Below are 16,257 nucleotides of genomic sequence, written 5' to 3' on the forward strand. Positions count from 1 at the left end.
GATGACCGCGTTGCCCAACAATCGCTACGCTATCGTGGCGGCGCTCGCCGTCGTCATCGCGATCCTCCCGTTCACCTTCCCGTCCAGCTACTACCTCCGGGTCGCGTCGCTGGTCTGGGTGTCCGCGTTCGCGTCCATCGGATTGAACGTGCTGATGGGCAAGGCCGGCCAGGTCAGCCTCGGTCACGCCGCCTTCTTCGGTGTCGGCGCCTATTCGACGGCGATCGGGCCTGCCCATCTCGGTCTGCCGTCGTGGGCGTCGCTCGTGATCGGCGCCTGCATCTCGGGGCTGCTGGCCTTTTTCGTCGGGCGGCCGATCCTTCGCCTGAAGGGACACTATCTCGCGATCGCGACGCTGGGTTTCGGTGTGCTGGTCGCGCTCGTCATTACGACGGAAAGCCGCTGGACCGGAGGACCGGATGGCATGCCGGTTGCCAAGCTGACGGTGTTCGGATGGCGCATCGGAACGGCATATGCCTGGTACTGGTTGTCTGGTGCGTTCCTCCTGGTGGGCGCCTGGATCGCGCTCAATCTCGACGACACGCCGACGGGGCGGGCCTTCCTCGCGCTGCACGACAGCGAAGTCGCGGCGCGTGTCGTCGGCATCGACGTCGCCGGGCTCAAGCTGCGGGCCTTCGTCATTGCCGCCGTCTACGCGTCGATCGCTGGTTCGCTGCTCGCCATGATGAACGGCTTCGTCAATCCCGATCTGGCCGGCTTCCAGCATTCGGTCGAACTGGTGACGATGGTGGTGCTCGGAGGGCTGGGCTCCATCGTCGGCAGCATCGTCGGTGCGGCCGTGCTTGTCGTGTTGCCGCAAGTACTCACTGTGTTTCAGGACTACGAGAATCTGATGCTGGGGTTCATCATCATCGTTGCGATGGTCTTCATGCGCGACGGCATCGTTCCGATGGCGTCGAAGCTGATCGCGAGGGCGCGGTGATGCTCGCCGTCAAGAACATCGGGATCTCGTTCGGGGCGCTGAAGGCGATCGACGACGTCAGCTTCTCCGCTAAGGAGGGCCAGATCCTGACGGTGATCGGCCCGAACGGCGCAGGCAAGACGACGCTCTTCAACGTGATATCCGGCGTCTATGTCGCCAGTCATGGCAGCGTCGAGCTGTGCGGGGAGGACGTCACGAGCCTCGCACCGGATGCGCTCGCGGCGCGCGGACTATCGCGCACCTTCCAGAACCTCCAGATATTCCAGCGCATGACCGTGGTGCAGAACGTCATGGTCGGTCGTCATCTCAAGGAGCGCCGCAATCTCTTCGCCGATCTGTTGCGGTTGCCGTCCGTCGATCGGCAGAACAGAGAGACGAGGCAGGCTGCGCTTCAATTGCTGGACGAGGTCGGTCTTGGCGACAAGGCGGATCTGCTTGCGGGCGATCTGTCGTATGGCGGCTGCAAGCGGCTCGAGATCGCGCGTGCGCTGGCCACCGGGCCGCGCGTGTTGCTGCTCGACGAGCCGGCCGCCGGCTGCAACGCCGTCGAGACCGAGGAGATCGACCGGCTGATCTGCCGCGTCGCCGGAAAGGGCATCGCCGTCGTCCTGGTCGAGCACGACATGAAGCTCGTCATGAAGATCTCGCATCGCATTCTCGTGCTGGACCGCGGCAGATTCCTCGCCGAGGGGACGCCGGCCGAAGTGCGCGAGAATCCGGTCGTCCATCAGGCCTATCTTGGCAACCGCGGCACGCGGGAGGTGCAGGGTGCTTGAGATCGAAGATCTGCACAGCGCCTATGGACGCATCGAAGTGCTCAAGGGCGTGAGCCTCAAGGTTCAGGCCGGCGAAGTCGTGGCCCTGATCGGATCCAACGGCGCCGGCAAGACGACGCTGATGCGGGCGCTATCGGGGGTGCAACCGATCACGGCCGGCTCCATCAGATTTCTCGGCGAGCGGATCGAGCGACTGCCCGCGCACGCCCGCGTCAGGCGCGGCATGGTGCAATCGCCGGAGGGCCGGCATGTGTTCGGCCCGTTGAGCGTCGAGGACAATCTCAGTCTCGGCGGCTACGTCCGGCGCGACAAGGAGATCGAGACCGATCGTCAGCGAGTCTACGCGATGTTTCCGGTCCTGCACGAGAAGCGGCATCTGCTTGCGGGCGGGCTATCCGGCGGACAGCAGCAGATGCTGGCGATCGGGCGAGCGCTGATGGGCAAGCCAAAGCTTCTCCTGCTGGACGAGCCGTCGCTCGGCCTCTCGCCCTTGCTCGTGGATCAGATCCTTGCCGCGATCGCAGCGTTGCGTGCCGATGGCGTCACGGTGCTGCTGGTCGAACAGAACGCGGCCGCGGCGCTGGAGATCTCCGATCGTGGCTACGTGATCGAGACCGGCCGGATCGCCTTTTCCGACAAGGCTTCGGCGCTGCTGTCCGATCCGAAGGTCAAGAATGCGTATCTGGGATTCGAGTAGGACATCATTCGCCGGCTTTGCGCACGCCGGGATGTCGCAGAATCCGTCCGGGGCCTTCGCGGCGTCGGGCGGTGGCGGGAGCTTCGCTTCCGCCGTACGTGGGGCGTTTCCTCCCCTCTACTGCAGGGGAATCGCATGTGAATTTGCGCGAGGTGTTGCGCGGGCCGACAATATGGATTCTGAAGAGGGCTCCCGATTCGCAGAGGGGGCCCCATGCGCAAGATCCGCAATATCTTCAGTACGTTGCCCGATCCGCGTGCACCGAACGCGCTGCACGATTTGCTGGACATCATCGTCATCGCGCTGGCCACGATCCTGTGTGGCGGGCAGAGCGCGACGGACATGGAGGTATTTGCATCGTCCAAGGAAAAGCTGTTGCGGCAATTCCTTCGGCTGGAGCACGGAGTTCCCAGTCACGACACGTTCAGCCGCGTGCTCAACGCGCTCGACCCTGCGGCTTTCGAGCAAGCCTTCCGATGCTTTATGGCAGCCTTCGCCGAGGCCAACGGGATCAAACTCACCGGTGTTGTGGCCGTCGATGGCAAGGCGGTGCGAGGAGCCTACGAGCGGGGCCGCAGCGCTACGCCGCTGCACATGGTCAATGTCTTCGCCACCGAGGCGCGGATGGCGCTTGCTTCGTGCAAGGCACCGGGTCGCAACGAGGCCCAAGGGGCGCTGGACGTGCTGCAAATGCTCTCGCTCGAAGGCTGCATCGTCACGGCCGACGCCCTGCATTGCAATCGCCCCTTCGCCAACAAGGTGCTCGCACGCGGCGCCAACTACGTGCTGGCTCTCAAGGAGAATCAAAGCAAATTGTTTGCGGACGTCGAACGCTGCTTCACCCGCTCGGGCAAGCGCAACGTGGCGCAGAGTCTCGAGCCGAGCACCCACGATCGATCCGAATCCAGACGCGCCACCATCATGCGCAACAGCAGCCTGGGGGTGGCAAACCGCTTTCCCGGAATGGCCGCCATCGCTCGCGTTACCTCGCGCCGACGGCTGCATGGCAAACCAGCCGGAAAACCGGCCGTGCGATATTACGTGTTGTCCAAGTATATGCCTGCAAGACGATTCTTGCAGGTCGTCCGCAGCCATTGGAGCATCGAGAACCAGTTGCACTGGGTCCTGGACGTCGTCTTTGGCGAGGATGCCTGCCGAACCCGAAAAGACAACGGTCCCGAGAACTTTGCGACCTTGCGGCGGAACGCGGTCAACCTCATTCGCGCTCACCCCGCCCGCATCTCCATGCGCCAAAAGGTCAAGCGCGCTGGCTGGGACGATGCCTTCCTTCTCGAACTCATCAGCCACATGCGATAGCCCTGCCCTCTACTGGGTCGCAAGCTCGCGATCACACCCGCTGCCTTTGGGCAGCGGGCTTTTTTTTATCGATGCAGCTTCAACGCCGTTTCGGTCCGATTGGACCTAGCGATCCCACCCGACGCGCCTGTCGTCGTTATCAGGTCTGGCGCAAGCGAAGCTCGATGCACTGTTGCCGTTGCCTCCCGTGTATTTCGGCCATTGCGGGAACGGGCAGAGCGGGCGCGTAAAGGTCACTGCGCCAGCGGCGTTGAGTTTCGAGGCGATCAGCTGCTTCGGCCGGTCGGCATTCTCTACCCAATTGGCGATCGGCGTCAGCAGATCGAGGGTGTCGGCACCGGGGCCTCCACCGCAATGGGTGACGCCGGGCAGGGTGTACAGGCGGACATTCTCCCTGCCGCGATCGTCAACGACATCCCGAAGGCGCTCGACGAACCGCACTGAGCCCGCGGCCGGAACCAGCGGGTCCTCGCCGCCGGTCCAGACGATCAGCTTGCCGCCTTCGCTGACGTATTTGGCAATGCCATGCAGCGAACCCGTCATGTCGTCGATCATGTCGAACCGGTTCGAGATGTATGAGAAGTCCCTCTGGAGGTCGAAGCTCGAAATGGCAAATGCCGGGTTGTTGTAAGCCATGGCCAGGAAGCCCTGACCGAGCCCTTGTCCGCCTCCGGCCACCGCACTCAGCCCGCTCACGAGGTTGCCGAGGCCGTAGGGGGCGCCGACCACCTCATGATTGAGCAGCAGATCGCTCTGGAGCGTCTTGACCGCCGCGACCTCGGCTGCTGTCAGGCATGATGGCGCATCGACGCCCTTCGCGCATGCCAGCACCGCCGGGTCGAAATGGCACTTGCCTGGATTGGAAATGATGCCGTCGGCAATCCCGTCGAGAGCATCGCACTTTGCGATTTGCGCGTTGTAGAGTGCCGTCAGCTTCACCGGGAACGTCGCCGGGTTGACCGTACTCGTGACGTTGACGACGCGGGCCCACACGGCCGTCAGGCCGGCCATGTCGCCGCCGCCGCCGCGCTCATAGGCGTGGCCCCAGACGCCGTCACCGCCGATGACGCCATCGTAGTCCTTGCCGAAGCGTTCGGCCGCGACGGACGCGTTCTTGCCGCCGTTAGAACAACCGTCGAAATACCGATAGTTGGCCGGCTTGCCGTAATAGGCCTTGATGAGCGCGCGGGCGACCGTATCGGTATCGCCGATCGCCGTGTAGGCGTATCCGAGAACGAGCTGCTGGGTACCGGCGAAGGTGGGGCCGGGATATTGCGCCGCCCGGTGCCCGCCGTTGGAGGCGCCGATGGTGTAACCCGCGGCAAGCAGGTTCAAATTGTAGGCCGCCGGCGCATTTGTCGCGATCGTGCCGTCGAAGCCGCCGCCGCCGAGATGGAGATACCGCCCCTTCCAATTCGCCGGCATCCGCACCTGGATGTCGGTCTGCGGCGCGACGGTGGCGAGCACGTTGCAGTAGGCGGGCGTCGCGCCATTCGCGGGAACAATGGCAGCGCTCGTGATCGTGGTGTTTGGGATCGACAGCGACGCGAGGCCGTCGCAAGGGGTCGTCGCGAAGGCGTGGCCTGCGCCGAGAACGGCCGTCAGCACCGATCCCGCGAGCGCCAGTCTGGTCGATGCGAAACGAGCTGAATTCGAGCGGAGTTCGCGTCTGCTCATAAGTACCCTCCCTGTTTGAATTTGGCCTCACCGGGCCTGCCGCTAAGATTTACCGTCCGGTCGGTCAATGCAAGCGTGTTTTTCTGCGGTAGGGTCGATCGTCTCGATCGCCCGAAAATTGTCTTGATGATGTGTTGCAACCTTCGACGGATCGCTTGTTGGGCGACGGCAAGGCGAGGATGCATGCAGCCCAGTCGGGAATGACGCTATACGGATTCGACTGCGGCCTTGACAAACCAGCTGTTTCGATCAGCCGGCAGCCTTCATCAGAAGCAATAAGCCCTCGGAAGTCATGCTCGGCTTTTTGAAGCGTTCGCGCATGCGCCGAATTGTGGCCACCGCTGGTCCTTCGTCCAGGGCGATCCTGTCACTCTGATCGCCGCGCTACGCGCTCGCCCGTCTTGCAGACGTGCTGACCAGGATCGTCAACGGGCATCACCACTGCGATGTCGACCAGCTACTGCTCTGGGCCGCACCCGCTTAAGCCCTCAAGGCTGTGGCCTGAGAACGACGCTCACGTAAAACCCAATAGTTTACGCAACAGGGCTATCAATTGTTTCAGCTCCTCGGCAGTCAGGCGATGCGCGACCACCTCCTGATAAGCTGGTGCCCTTGCAATTCCATCGAGAGCGACCCGCATGCCTTCTTCCGTCAGTTGAAGACAAAAGTTGCGTGCGTCGATACTGGAACGCTCGCGGACCAACAGCCCCTTGGCGATAGTTCGAGTCACCAGATCACTGCAGGTATTGAGGTCGAGACCAATCTCCTGCGCGACCTGGCTTTGCGAAGAGCCGGGTTGGCGCAAAACGGCTGACAGCAGCGCAAGCTGGGGCGACGTAACTGTGTTGCCATGCATCTGTACAAACGCGGCGTCCGCCGAAAAGTGAGCACGGCGCAGCAAATGTGGCAAATGGTGAAGAAGCTTGAATGCGGATTTCTTTGTCAAAGCCATAGTCCAGCTTGGGTGCATCCTCACGCGTTGACCTGTCCCACCCTCGTCGATCGCCTTTTGGGAGACTGATGGAGGGCATGGCAGAGTGAAACAGGAAAGACTGGCGTTCCGAACAGGGCCACTTCACACGAATTGAAGCCCTGGAAGCCGCGTGCCCGCGGCGCGCAAGACAGAGCCCAGTTGTGAGGCGAGCATCTCGGTGCCAGACACGCCCACGACCGGGACCACCTTGCGCGACTCGTGGATTGATCCATCAATCCCGACCGCGTGTACCTCGGCAATCGCCACATCGAGCGACGGATCGGCCACGAGCACGGCACGACAACGGTCCAGCCCGATCGTCGCCAGGGCAAAGGTCGCCATGGTGTTGACGTTGCGCGGATACAGACGGGTGATGCCCCGTACCGGGCCGTCATAGAGTACGCGAGCATCGCGGATGTCCGTCGGATCGATGCCCGCATCGGTGAAATCGATATTTTTGGGATGCTTCCGGAAGGTGATCGTCGCTTCAGCCCAATTGCCTCGCACCTCCACGAGATTGTCGAGGCCGATCAGGGCGCCATGCGGTATCAGCAATCGATGGCCATGACGATGTGCCGACTCGAGTAGAGCAGATTCGGTGCGCGCATCGCCCAATGCGTTGACGGACAGCGGCAGGTAGTCAGCCTGCCGCAGGAAACCAGCGCCATAGCGGTGCGTTACGTCGGGATGCGCGCATTCGACGATCAATTCTGCATGGAAACGCTCGATGTCGTCGAGCCGCTCTGCGCGGCAGGTATCGGGCAATCCGGCAAGCTTCTCGGGCTTGCGCGCGTGGACGAACGCCAGTTCCATTCCATGTTGGGGTTGTTCGAGGATCGCATGTGCCACATGCCTGCCGATGTAGCCATAGCCAATGATGCCAATGCGCATTTGAAGTCCTTCAGCGATCGAAGTCGAGCAGTCTGCAGCCCTTGAATATGGCTGGCGCGTCGGGAGCTGCGACCAACGCGTTGTATTGTTGGTCGAGCCAGGTGGGATCTGGAGGCATCATAAACATATCAGGTGTTGAGAGCCGCTCCTGGCCGTTTTCCGGTCAATACGGGCCATCCGATCGTCAAGAGGACGAAGAGGCCTGTCGCGAATTTGAGATCTGATGGCGCCAACCCCAGAGAGAGGGCAATCGAGCCGAGTTGATAGTACGCGATCGCACCGACCACCGGCGCGCAGAGCTGCGCCAGCAGGCGCCGTCGTCCGATAATCGCCTCTCCGATGATCACGGACGCCAGGCCGTTGACCAGCAGACCAAGACCCATGCTCACGTCGGCATATCCCTGGCTTTGCGCAATCAAGGCCCCGGCGAATGCGGTGATGGCGTTGGCCATTCCGAAGCCGAACACGGTGTAGCGCACGGCATTGATGCCGAGGGAGGGAGCGAGTTGGCTATTTGCACCGATGCCGCGCAAGGCCAGACCCGCGTGAGTTTGCAGACCCCACCACAATAAGCCGATCAGCAGAATGTGCAGGACGAGAAATAGCAGGCACTGCAGAAGCAGGCTGCCGGCGATGGCGGGATGCAGCCAGTCGAAAACGTTTGGTAGCCCGAACAACGCGGAGTTGGGCTTGCCCATAATTCGCAAGCTCACGCTCCAAAGCATGGTCACAGTGAGGATGCCGGCCAACAGAGAGTGCACTTTGAACTTGAGGTGGATCAGCGCGGTACTGGCGCCCGCTGCAAAGCCAGAGCAAGCGGCCAACAGGGTGGCCAAGACAGGATGCAGCCCAGTTGTGATGAGGGTCGCGACCAGGCAGCCGCCGAGCGGAAACGTACCTTCGCTCGACAGATCGGGCAGGCTGATCAAACGGAAAGGAATCATGATCCCCGTCGCCACGAAAGCATAGGCAAGTCCCTGGACCAGCGTCACCGGAATGAGATTGATGTAGACCGAGAAGAATTCCATCGGACGGGTCTCAAACTACGGCTTGTAAAAGCACATGATCGGTCGCTGTACCAAAACGTTGCACGATCTCCGGGACACTAAGACCGGCCTTTTCTTCTCCTGCCACGTCGAGCTTGATTCGCCCCGCGTCCATCATCAGCAACCGGTCCCCATAGTCGACAGCGTGCTGCATGTTGTGGGTAATCATCAACGTCGTTAGTCGCTGAGCATCAACTACGAGCCGCGTGGCATCCATCACCAGCGCGGCCGTGCGAGGGTCGAGTGCGGCCGTATGCTCGTCTAGCAGCAACAAGCGTGGCGCATTGAGGGTGGCCATGATCAGCGCCAGCACCTGGCGCTGACCGCCGGAAAGCGTACCGGCAAGCGCTGTCATGCGAGATTCAAGACCAAGGCCGAAAGCCGCAAGCTTTTCCTCAAAACGTTGCCGACGTTTACGGTCGAGGGCCATCGACAGCGTGCGAGTTCTGCCACGCATGTCCGCAAGCGCGAGGTTCTGCTCGACCGTGAGTGTGGGGGCCGTGCCCAACATCGGATCTTGGAACACGCGGGACACCATTGCCGCGCGGCGGTAGACCGGCCACGAGGTTACATCAGTCCGATCAATGAGGAGGCGGCCGCCAAGCGGGATGATCGAGCCGGCAAACACGTTCAACAGCGTGCTCTTTCCTGCGCCGTTTGCACCGACCACGACCGTGAAGCTGCCTTCGCCCAAACGCAGGTTCAGACCATCCAGCGCGACTTTCTCGTCGGGCGTACCTGGACCAAACACAACTCTTGCATCATGCAGTTCAATCATTGGCCTCGCGCTCGCTTCAGCCGAGCTTACCAAGCCGGCGCCGTGAATCGAACTACTTGATCACGCAGTCGCAGCTCTTCAGCGAGTCCGGGAGCGTGAGTCCGAGATCGCTCATGCGACGTGCGCTGATCTTCATCTCGTGATCGGCCCGGGATGGCAGCGATACAGGCAGGTCGACCGGCTTCTTGCCCTTGAGAATGTCTGCGGCCATGCGACCGGCATTGACGCCAATGCGGCCCCAGTCCACCGACAGCGCCGCGAGAAACTGATGGTCGACCACTTGCGTCGTGTTGCTGTTGAACACGGGGAGCTTGATGCGATTGGTCACCGATGCAATCGTCGCCGCTGCCGGCTGGAGCAAACTCGACGCGGGCACAAACAGCGCATCAGCTCGTCCCTGCAGCGATTGTAGGCGCGGTGCGATGTCGTTGGCATTGTCGATGCCCACTTTGACGAGTTGCAGCCCGTGGGAGCCAACGATCTTCTCCAACTTGTTGACGAAGGCCACGTCACTGTCGTCGCCGGGATTGTAGGCGATTCCAAGCCGCGTCGCCGAAGGAAGCAGCGTCTTGATGAAGTCGCAGGTCGCGTCCAGATCGGGAATGTTGGACACGCCGGTCATCAGCGCGTCACCATGCTCCCAGGACGGGACGAGCTTGGCAGCCACCGGGTCCGTGACCGGGGCGAACACAATCGGGAAGTTACGGCTGGCGAGGACTTGACGCGCCGCTTGTGTCATCGGGGTAGTGACCGTCAGCATGAGCGCTGGATTGGCCGCAGCCATCCGGGTCAGGAGTTGCGGAGCGAGCGAGCGGTCAAAATTGACATTGCCTTCGTCGTAAATCGCATTGATCCCCTGAGCGGCGATCTCTTGCTTGAAGCCTTCAACAACCTGCTGCAGCGTGGGGTGTGGCCCGAACATGGCAATGGCAATCCGGGTTGGTTGCCCTGCTGGTTGCGCCTGAGCGCGCGGCGCTGGGGTTAGCAAGGCCAGGCTGGTGGCAACCGCGAGCAGCCATTTCAACGAAGAGCGCATCATGGATACTCCGTCCAAGACTGAGCCAAATCGCCCCGAATACGGTCCCCAGACTTAATACGTATTCGTACTATTAGGCAGGGATATCGAAATGCGACCGTATTGTCAACGAACTCGACCATGGGAGAGCGCCGACCCGCGTTCCAGGCGTCGAGACCGCCGTCAGCGAGCTACGCGAGGAATATAGTGTTCGAGTTCGGGATCCGGGAAATAGATGGTCCGGCCAAGTTCCGCGGAGCGATAGAGCCCCATCAGCATTTCCATAACGCCGACCCCGTCATCGAAGGTCTCTGTCGGACTCATGCCTCGCCTGAATGCCTCCACCATATGACGATTCTCATCGGTGTAGCCGTAGATGCCGGCTTCGTCCTCGACAACCGGCATCAGACCTTGCTCGGAATTCTGCTTCTCGACCAGGTCCTCACCCTCTGATCCTTTGATCGCTCGGGAGAGAAAGACCTTGAGGCCAGTCGAGAGCGAGGAGAACTCCATCGAATATTCGGGACCAAGCAGTTCAAGCTGGATGCGCAGGCCAGCGCCGACATACGCCCATGAGGTTGTCGCTTCGATCATCAATTGATGTCCGTCGGCATCTTCCAGCGTCAGCATCCCGCGCGCGAAATCTTCGACCGGACGTTTGGTGAAATCGACCCCCATTCGCGCCTTGAGGTCGGCAGCGTAGTGGGGGCGCGTCCATTTCAGATTGGCCGTCGTGGCGCTGGCGCTGAGCAGCCGCAAGGAGTCGCGCTTTGCGTCCGGCGCGGTCAGCATGAAGCGCGCGACCTCGACTGAATGGCACATCATGTCGGAGAGCACGCCGCCTCCTTGTTTGTCGCCTTGCCAGAACCACGGCTCGTGCGGTCCCGAATGCTCCTCGGCGGCACGCGCGAGATAGGGGCGTCCACTGCCGGGTACCGCTCGCCGCCAGATGATGTCCTTGCCGCGCATCACAGCGGTCGAGAAAAGCTGGTTCTCCAAATAACCGTGAAGCAGGCCTGCATCTTCGACGAGCCTGCGCATTTCCCGTGCTTCGGCAAGCGTGCGGGCGAGGGGCTTTTCACAGGCAATGGCGCGCAGGGGAGCCCCGGCCTTGGTCACGCGGTGGATCTCGCGCATGATGTCGACACGGCTGTCGTTCGGCGTCAGCAGCCAAAGCGCATCGACTTCGCCGGACATTGCCATCGCTTCGATGCTGTCAAACACCCGCGCCGGCCCGAGGCCAAGATTGCGCGCCTTGTCCGCGATGCGCGTGCGCCGCTCGGCAGAGCGGCTGTAGACGCCGCCGACGCTGACGTTGCGCACGCCGAGCATGGATTGCAGGTGGAACGCGGCGATGAAGCCGCTGCCGACAAGGCCGATGCGCAGCTGGGGAAGTTCCGGGAGCTTCTGCATGTCAGAGACCCTTTTCGATGAAAATGCGGCGGTTCAGAGGGATTTGGGCATGCTGCGTTGTCGACCCGGGATCGCGGCCAGCAGGGCCTGCGTGTAGGGATGCTCCGGTCGATTCAGAAGATCCGCGGTTGGCCTGATCTCGACGATCTCGCCCAGCCGCATCACTGCGATCCGATCGCAGACCTGGGCCGCCACGTTGAGATCGTGGGTGATGAACAGCACCGCCAGCCGCAGCCGCGCCTTCAATGTCTCGAGCAGGGCGAGCACCTGCGCCTGGACCGAGACGTCGAGTGCTGACACTGGTTCGTCGGCCACCAGCACCTCCGGATCGAGCGCCAGCGCGCGCGCAATTCCGATCCGTTGGCGCTGTCCTCCTGAAAATTCATGCGGAAAGCGTCGCCCGGCCCGTGGGTCGAGACCCACCAGTGCCAGCAGTTCTTCCGCGCGCGCGAAGGCTTGCGCCTTCGGGACGCCGTGCGCGATCGGCCCGTCGGCAATAATCCGTCCGACCCGGCGACGTGGATTGAGCGAGGCGAAGGGATCCTGGAACACCATTTGGACGTGCTTGCGAGCGTCCCGCAGGCGGGCCCCTCGGGCCTCGGAGAAATCCAGTTCGCCGATGCGGACCACGCCTGCATCGGCGTCGGTGAGACGCATCACCAGCCGGCCGATCGTGCTCTTGCCCGAGCCGGACTCTCCAACCAGGCCGAGCGTCTCGCCGCGTCGGATTTCGAAGGTCACATTTTTCACGGCGGCGACCTCGGTCGGCGAGCTGAACCAGTCGTTGCCACGATAGGTCTTTGCAAGTCCGTTCGCCGCGCAGGCGATCGGTTCGTCCTGGATCTCGGTCCGGACCGGCGGGGTGCCGCCGGGTACCGCGGCGAGCAGCCGACGCGTATAGGGATGCCCTGGGCGTTCGAGCACGTCCTCCACTGGCCCCTGTTCGACGACGCGGCCCTTCTCCATGACCGCGACGCGGTCCGCGATGTCGGCGACGACGCCGAAATCATGAGTGATGAACAGCACCGCCATGCCGCGCCGCTGCTGAATATCCCGGATCAACCGAAGGATCTGCGCCTGCGTGGTGACGTCGAGTGCCGTAGTTGGTTCGTCCGCGACCAGGATCGACGGTTCGAGCGCGAGTGCCATGGCGATCATGGCACGCTGACGCTGGCCACCCGATAATTGATGCGGGTAGCTGCGGATGATCCGCTCCAGATCGCGCATGCCTACCTCTTCGAGGAGGGCGCGCAAGCGAGCGTGCCGCTCAGCTGGCGTGAACTGGTCGTGCGCCTCGAACGCTTCCATGATCTGGTCGCCGATCCTGATCACAGGATTGAGCGCTGTCATCGGTTCCTGAAAGATCATCGCGATGCGTCGCCCGCGCAGCGTCCGCCATTCTGCTGCCGGGAGGTTCAGCAGATCGCGTCCCTCGAAGTGAATGGCCCCTGCAACCGGGCGAATGGCCTTGGGCAGCAGGCCCATCACGGCAGCAGCGCAAACCGATTTGCCGGAGCCGGATTCACCGACGACGCAGAGGATTTGCCGCCGATACAGAGCAAGTGAAACGTCCTCGACGGCAGAGGCACGATCCGCGCCGGCGGGCAGCGCCAGCGTCAGCCGTTCGATCGTCAGGACCGGCTCTGCCATCTCGCTCATGTTGTCCGATCCGACATCACGGTCCTTCTCACCCTGGTCACGCCGCCAGTGCAATGCCGTCCTTGCGATGGTCCGACGCGCCGAACATGACGCCCCTGGAAAGATCGACATGAACGGCTTGGCAACCTCCAAGCGGTTCGTCCGCCCGGATCACGCGATGGCCGCGCGCAATCAATTCGTCGGCGACAGCGCCGGGAATCGTGGGCTCGAGCGTCAGAGTGCCATCAAACGCAAAGCTGCGCGGCGCATCCGAGGACTGCTGAATGTCGAGCCCACGATCGAGCACACCGCTCAGGATCTGCATATGGCCCGCCGCCTGGTATTGTCCGCCCATCACACCAAAGGCCATGATCGGCTTGCCGCGCTTCGCCAGCAAGCCGGGAATGATGGTGTGAAAGGGACGCTTTCGCGGCGCAATGGCATTGGGATGTCCTTCGACGAGGGAGAATCCCGAACCCCGGTTCTGCAGGAGCACACCCGAACGAGGGGCGTAGATGCCGCTGCCGAAGGCGAAGAACAGCGAATTGATGAAAGACACCATGTTGCCGTCGCGGTCGGCGACGGCGACGTAAGCCGTGTCACGATGAACGGGCATGTCGAAATGCGCTGCTGCGCCGGCACGCTTCCTGTCGATGGAGGAGGCCAATGCCGCGACTGACGCGTCCGAGAGCAGCGAGTCGGTATTGAGCGGATGGAATGCCGGATCGGCGACCAGCCTGTCACGCTGCCGGTAGGCGGTCTTGGTTGCCTCGGCGAGGAGGTGGATGCGATCCGCCTCAGTGAGTGCGGGGTTGGCCATGTCGAAGCCGGCAAGGATGCGGGCGATCAGCAGCGCCGCGACGCCCTGTCCGTTGGGCGGACATTGCAGGATCTGATGGTCGCGATAGTCGGCGCTGATCGGCTCAACGTACTCCGGTCGGGCAGTTGCCAGATCTTCAAGCTGCATCACGCCGCCCATCGCCTTCAATGTTGCGATGATTTCTTCGGCGACGGCACCTTCGTAAAACGCGGCGCGTCCCTCGCGTGCAATCCGGCGCAGCGTCGCGCCGAGTGCGGGATGATTGAGCTTGCTGCCGACGGCGGGCGCAGCGTCACCGGGCAGATAGACCGGTACGCCGGCCTGATGACGTTTGATGCGATCGGCGTAGCGTGCCCAGTCCAGCGCGGCGCGCGGCGTCACCACAAAGCCGGTTTCGGCCGCGCGGATCGCCGGCGCCAGAACCTCGTCAAGGCCTTTTGAACCATAGTCGGCAGAGAGGCGGCACCAGGCATCGACTGCACCTGGAACTGTGACGGCATGGGGCGAATCGTCCGGGATCGACGCCAGCCCCTGTTGCCGAAACCAGCCGAGCTCGGCTTTCGCCGGCGCTCGGCCCGAGCCGTTGATCGCGACAGATTTGCCGGATGCGGGAGCATAGATCGCAAAGCAGTCGCCACCGATGCCGGTCATATGCGGATCAATGACACCCTGGAGCGCGATCGCTGCAATGGCGGCATCGACTGCATTGCCGCCGGCGCGCAGGATCTCGACGGCAGCGAGCGTGACAGCCGGATGAGAGCTGGCGGCCATGCCCCGGTCGCCGACCGCCAGCGAGCGCCCCGGCACCATGAAATCGCGCTGTCCCCAGCTCATGCCCGTCTCCGATTGTTGGGCCGTGTGGCGAGCGCCGCGGCAGCCGATTCATCGCAAAGGATATCGACGTCTATGCCCAGCAGCAGCAGGTCGATGCCACCGGCAGCCGCAATCTGCGCCTCGTAGCGCGCGGCCGCGCGCTCGGCGACGGCACTCACATTGCCTACAACCTCAATTCTGGGCGCGTGCTCTTTCATGCCGCGACGTCTGCCGCCGAGACGGGAAGAGCCAATGGGCCGGCATCCCTGCCGATGCCAAACAGCGAGCGATGCACGAGGTCGAGCGCGCTGCCGATCGCGCCGATCAGTGTGGCACGATTGCCGAGCCCGCTGAGCTCGATACGAACGGGCTCGCGCATGCAGCGTCCCAGATGCTCATCGATCCGGAGCTTCATCTCGGGCCGCGCGCCGATGCTACCCCCCAGGATGATGATCTCCGAATCGAGGATGCTGTGCACGGCCAGGATCGCGGTCGTGAGAATCCGGCTGACCTCGTCGATCGTGATCCGTGCCGCCTCCTCGATGTCGAGCCGATCGAAGACATCGCGCACCGTGCTGCCGGGGCTGCCGCCGAGCCCGACATAGCGTTCGATGATGCCAACACTTCCGATGGCGGTTTCCAAGGTACCGTACCGAAGGCCGCGCGCATCGTAGGGATCGCCCCCAAGCGGCAGGTAGGCTATCTCGCCGGCAGCCCCGCGTGCACCGCGCACGAGATAGCCGTCCGAAAAGATGCCCATGCCGATGCCGGTGCCGACTGCGACGAAGGCGAAGCTGCGGGCTTTGCGGCTGTTGCCGCGCCAATGCTCTCCGATTGCCGCGAGATTGACATCATTCTCGATGGCGATGTCGATCCCGAGCCGTTCGCGCAGCGCGGCCCTCACGTCCAGGCTGTCCAGTCCGGGGATATTGGGCGCGATGACGATGCTGCCCGACGCCGGGTCGACCATTCCCGGACTTCCCATCACACCGCCGCGCAAACGTTGCGCTGATACGGAGGCCTGCTGAAGCAGGGCATCCTTCATGCGCTCGATCTGGGTGACCACAGCCGCGCCGCCGTCAGAGGATGTCGGTTCGATGCTCTCGGCGACGATCTCACCGTGCAGATCGGCAAGCGCGACGTGCAGTTTCGTGCCGCCAAGGTCGATGCCGAGCACGAAGGCGGCGTCCGGCCGGAGCGCATAGGTGACGGCACTTCTCCCCACACTGCCCTGGATTTGCCCATCCTCATGGACCCAGCCGTCACGCTCGAGATCGCGCATCACTTCAGAGATGGTCTGCTTGGACAGGCCCGTGCTGCGGGCGATTTCGGCGCGCGATACCGAGCGATCGCGCAGCAGGCGCTCAACCACAAGGCGCACGGATTGTTGTCGCGCCACGGGCGACGAGGGAGCGTCTTGCATGAGCCTGGGTCCAATTAGTCAATACTCCGAACTAATA

At 62.8% G+C, this 16,257-nt stretch carries 15 protein-coding genes; 4 read left to right on the top strand and 11 right to left on the bottom strand.

The genetic code is table 11. The features are described 5' to 3' along the window. Position 1: 1 nt before the first annotated feature. The 4 genes from V1280_RS45980 (at position 2) to V1280_RS45995 (ending at position 3,733) form a co-directional block, all read left to right on the top strand. On the top strand, positions 2-943 hold the full coding sequence (locus V1280_RS45980; protein ID WP_334537938.1) for a branched-chain amino acid ABC transporter permease: 942 nt from the start codon (positions 2-4) through the stop codon (positions 941-943). Beyond that, a complete protein-coding gene (locus V1280_RS45985) occupies positions 943-1,719 on the top strand; it encodes an ABC transporter ATP-binding protein (RefSeq protein ID WP_334538623.1) in 777 nt (258 codons plus the stop codon). Before V1280_RS45980 ends, V1280_RS45985 begins: the two co-directional genes overlap by 1 nt. Continuing rightward, complete coding sequence (locus V1280_RS45990) at positions 1,712-2,416, top strand: ABC transporter ATP-binding protein (protein ID WP_334537939.1); 705 nt, start codon at positions 1,712-1,714, stop codon at positions 2,414-2,416. Before V1280_RS45985 ends, V1280_RS45990 begins: the two co-directional genes overlap by 8 nt. A gap of 213 nt (positions 2,417-2,629) precedes the next feature. Then, positions 2,630-3,733 (top strand): ISAs1 family transposase, encoded by a 1,104-nt coding sequence (locus V1280_RS45995; protein ID WP_334530142.1) that lies wholly within the window; start codon positions 2,630-2,632, stop codon positions 3,731-3,733. Positions 3,734-3,838: 105 nt separating this feature from the next. Here the strand turns inward: V1280_RS45995 and V1280_RS46000 are convergent, their stop codons facing one another. The 11 genes from V1280_RS46000 to V1280_RS46050 all read right to left on the bottom strand — a co-directional run bounded on the left by V1280_RS46000 (position 3,839) and on the right by V1280_RS46050 (position 16,220). Beyond that, on the bottom strand, positions 3,839-5,410 hold the full coding sequence (locus tag V1280_RS46000) for a tannase/feruloyl esterase family alpha/beta hydrolase (protein ID WP_334537940.1): 1,572 nt from the start codon (positions 5,408-5,410) through the stop codon (positions 3,839-3,841). A 514-nt stretch (positions 5,411-5,924) separates the two neighbouring features. Then, positions 5,925-6,356: a MarR family winged helix-turn-helix transcriptional regulator gene (locus V1280_RS46005; protein WP_334537941.1), complete on the bottom strand. Its 432-nt coding sequence runs from the start codon at positions 6,354-6,356 to the stop codon at positions 5,925-5,927. A 129-nt stretch (positions 6,357-6,485) separates the two neighbouring features. Continuing rightward, positions 6,486-7,274: an aspartate dehydrogenase domain-containing protein gene (locus V1280_RS46010; protein WP_334537943.1), complete on the bottom strand. Its 789-nt coding sequence runs from the start codon at positions 7,272-7,274 to the stop codon at positions 6,486-6,488. A gap of 128 nt (positions 7,275-7,402) precedes the next feature. Then, positions 7,403-8,302: an ABC transporter permease gene (locus V1280_RS46015; RefSeq protein WP_334537945.1), complete on the bottom strand. Its 900-nt coding sequence runs from the start codon at positions 8,300-8,302 to the stop codon at positions 7,403-7,405. A 10-nt stretch (positions 8,303-8,312) separates the two neighbouring features. Further along, entirely contained in the window at positions 8,313-9,098 is a 786-nt protein-coding gene (locus V1280_RS46020; protein ID WP_334537946.1) for an ABC transporter ATP-binding protein, read from the bottom strand. Positions 9,099-9,150: 52 nt separating this feature from the next. Further along, positions 9,151-10,137, bottom strand: coding sequence for an ABC transporter substrate-binding protein (locus V1280_RS46025; RefSeq protein WP_334537947.1), 987 nt, complete (start codon positions 10,135-10,137; stop codon positions 9,151-9,153). 159 nt (positions 10,138-10,296) lie between these two features. Beyond that, positions 10,297-11,526 carry a Gfo/Idh/MocA family protein gene (locus V1280_RS46030; protein WP_334537948.1) on the bottom strand — a complete coding sequence of 410 codons (1,230 nt, stop codon included), beginning with the start codon at positions 11,524-11,526 and terminating at the stop codon, positions 10,297-10,299. A gap of 33 nt (positions 11,527-11,559) precedes the next feature. Beyond that, complete coding sequence (locus tag V1280_RS46035) at positions 11,560-13,176, bottom strand: ABC transporter ATP-binding protein (RefSeq protein ID WP_334538624.1); 1,617 nt, start codon at positions 13,174-13,176, stop codon at positions 11,560-11,562. Between the two features lie 46 nt (positions 13,177-13,222). After that, on the bottom strand, positions 13,223-14,818 hold the full coding sequence (ggt, locus tag V1280_RS46040) for a gamma-glutamyltransferase (RefSeq protein WP_334537949.1): 1,596 nt from the start codon (positions 14,816-14,818) through the stop codon (positions 13,223-13,225). After that, complete coding sequence (locus tag V1280_RS46045; protein WP_334537950.1) at positions 14,815-15,015, bottom strand: hypothetical protein; 201 nt, start codon at positions 15,013-15,015, stop codon at positions 14,815-14,817. Before V1280_RS46045 ends, ggt begins: the two co-directional genes overlap by 4 nt. Further along, positions 15,012-16,220, bottom strand: a complete 1,209-nt coding sequence (locus V1280_RS46050) for an ROK family transcriptional regulator (protein WP_334537951.1) — start codon at positions 16,218-16,220, stop codon at positions 15,012-15,014. Before V1280_RS46050 ends, V1280_RS46045 begins: the two co-directional genes overlap by 4 nt. Positions 16,221-16,257 lie beyond the last annotated feature (37 nt).

The organism is Bradyrhizobium sp. AZCC 2230, assembly GCF_036924495.1.
Taxonomy (GTDB): Bacteria; Pseudomonadota; Alphaproteobacteria; order Rhizobiales; family Xanthobacteraceae; genus Bradyrhizobium; species Bradyrhizobium rifense.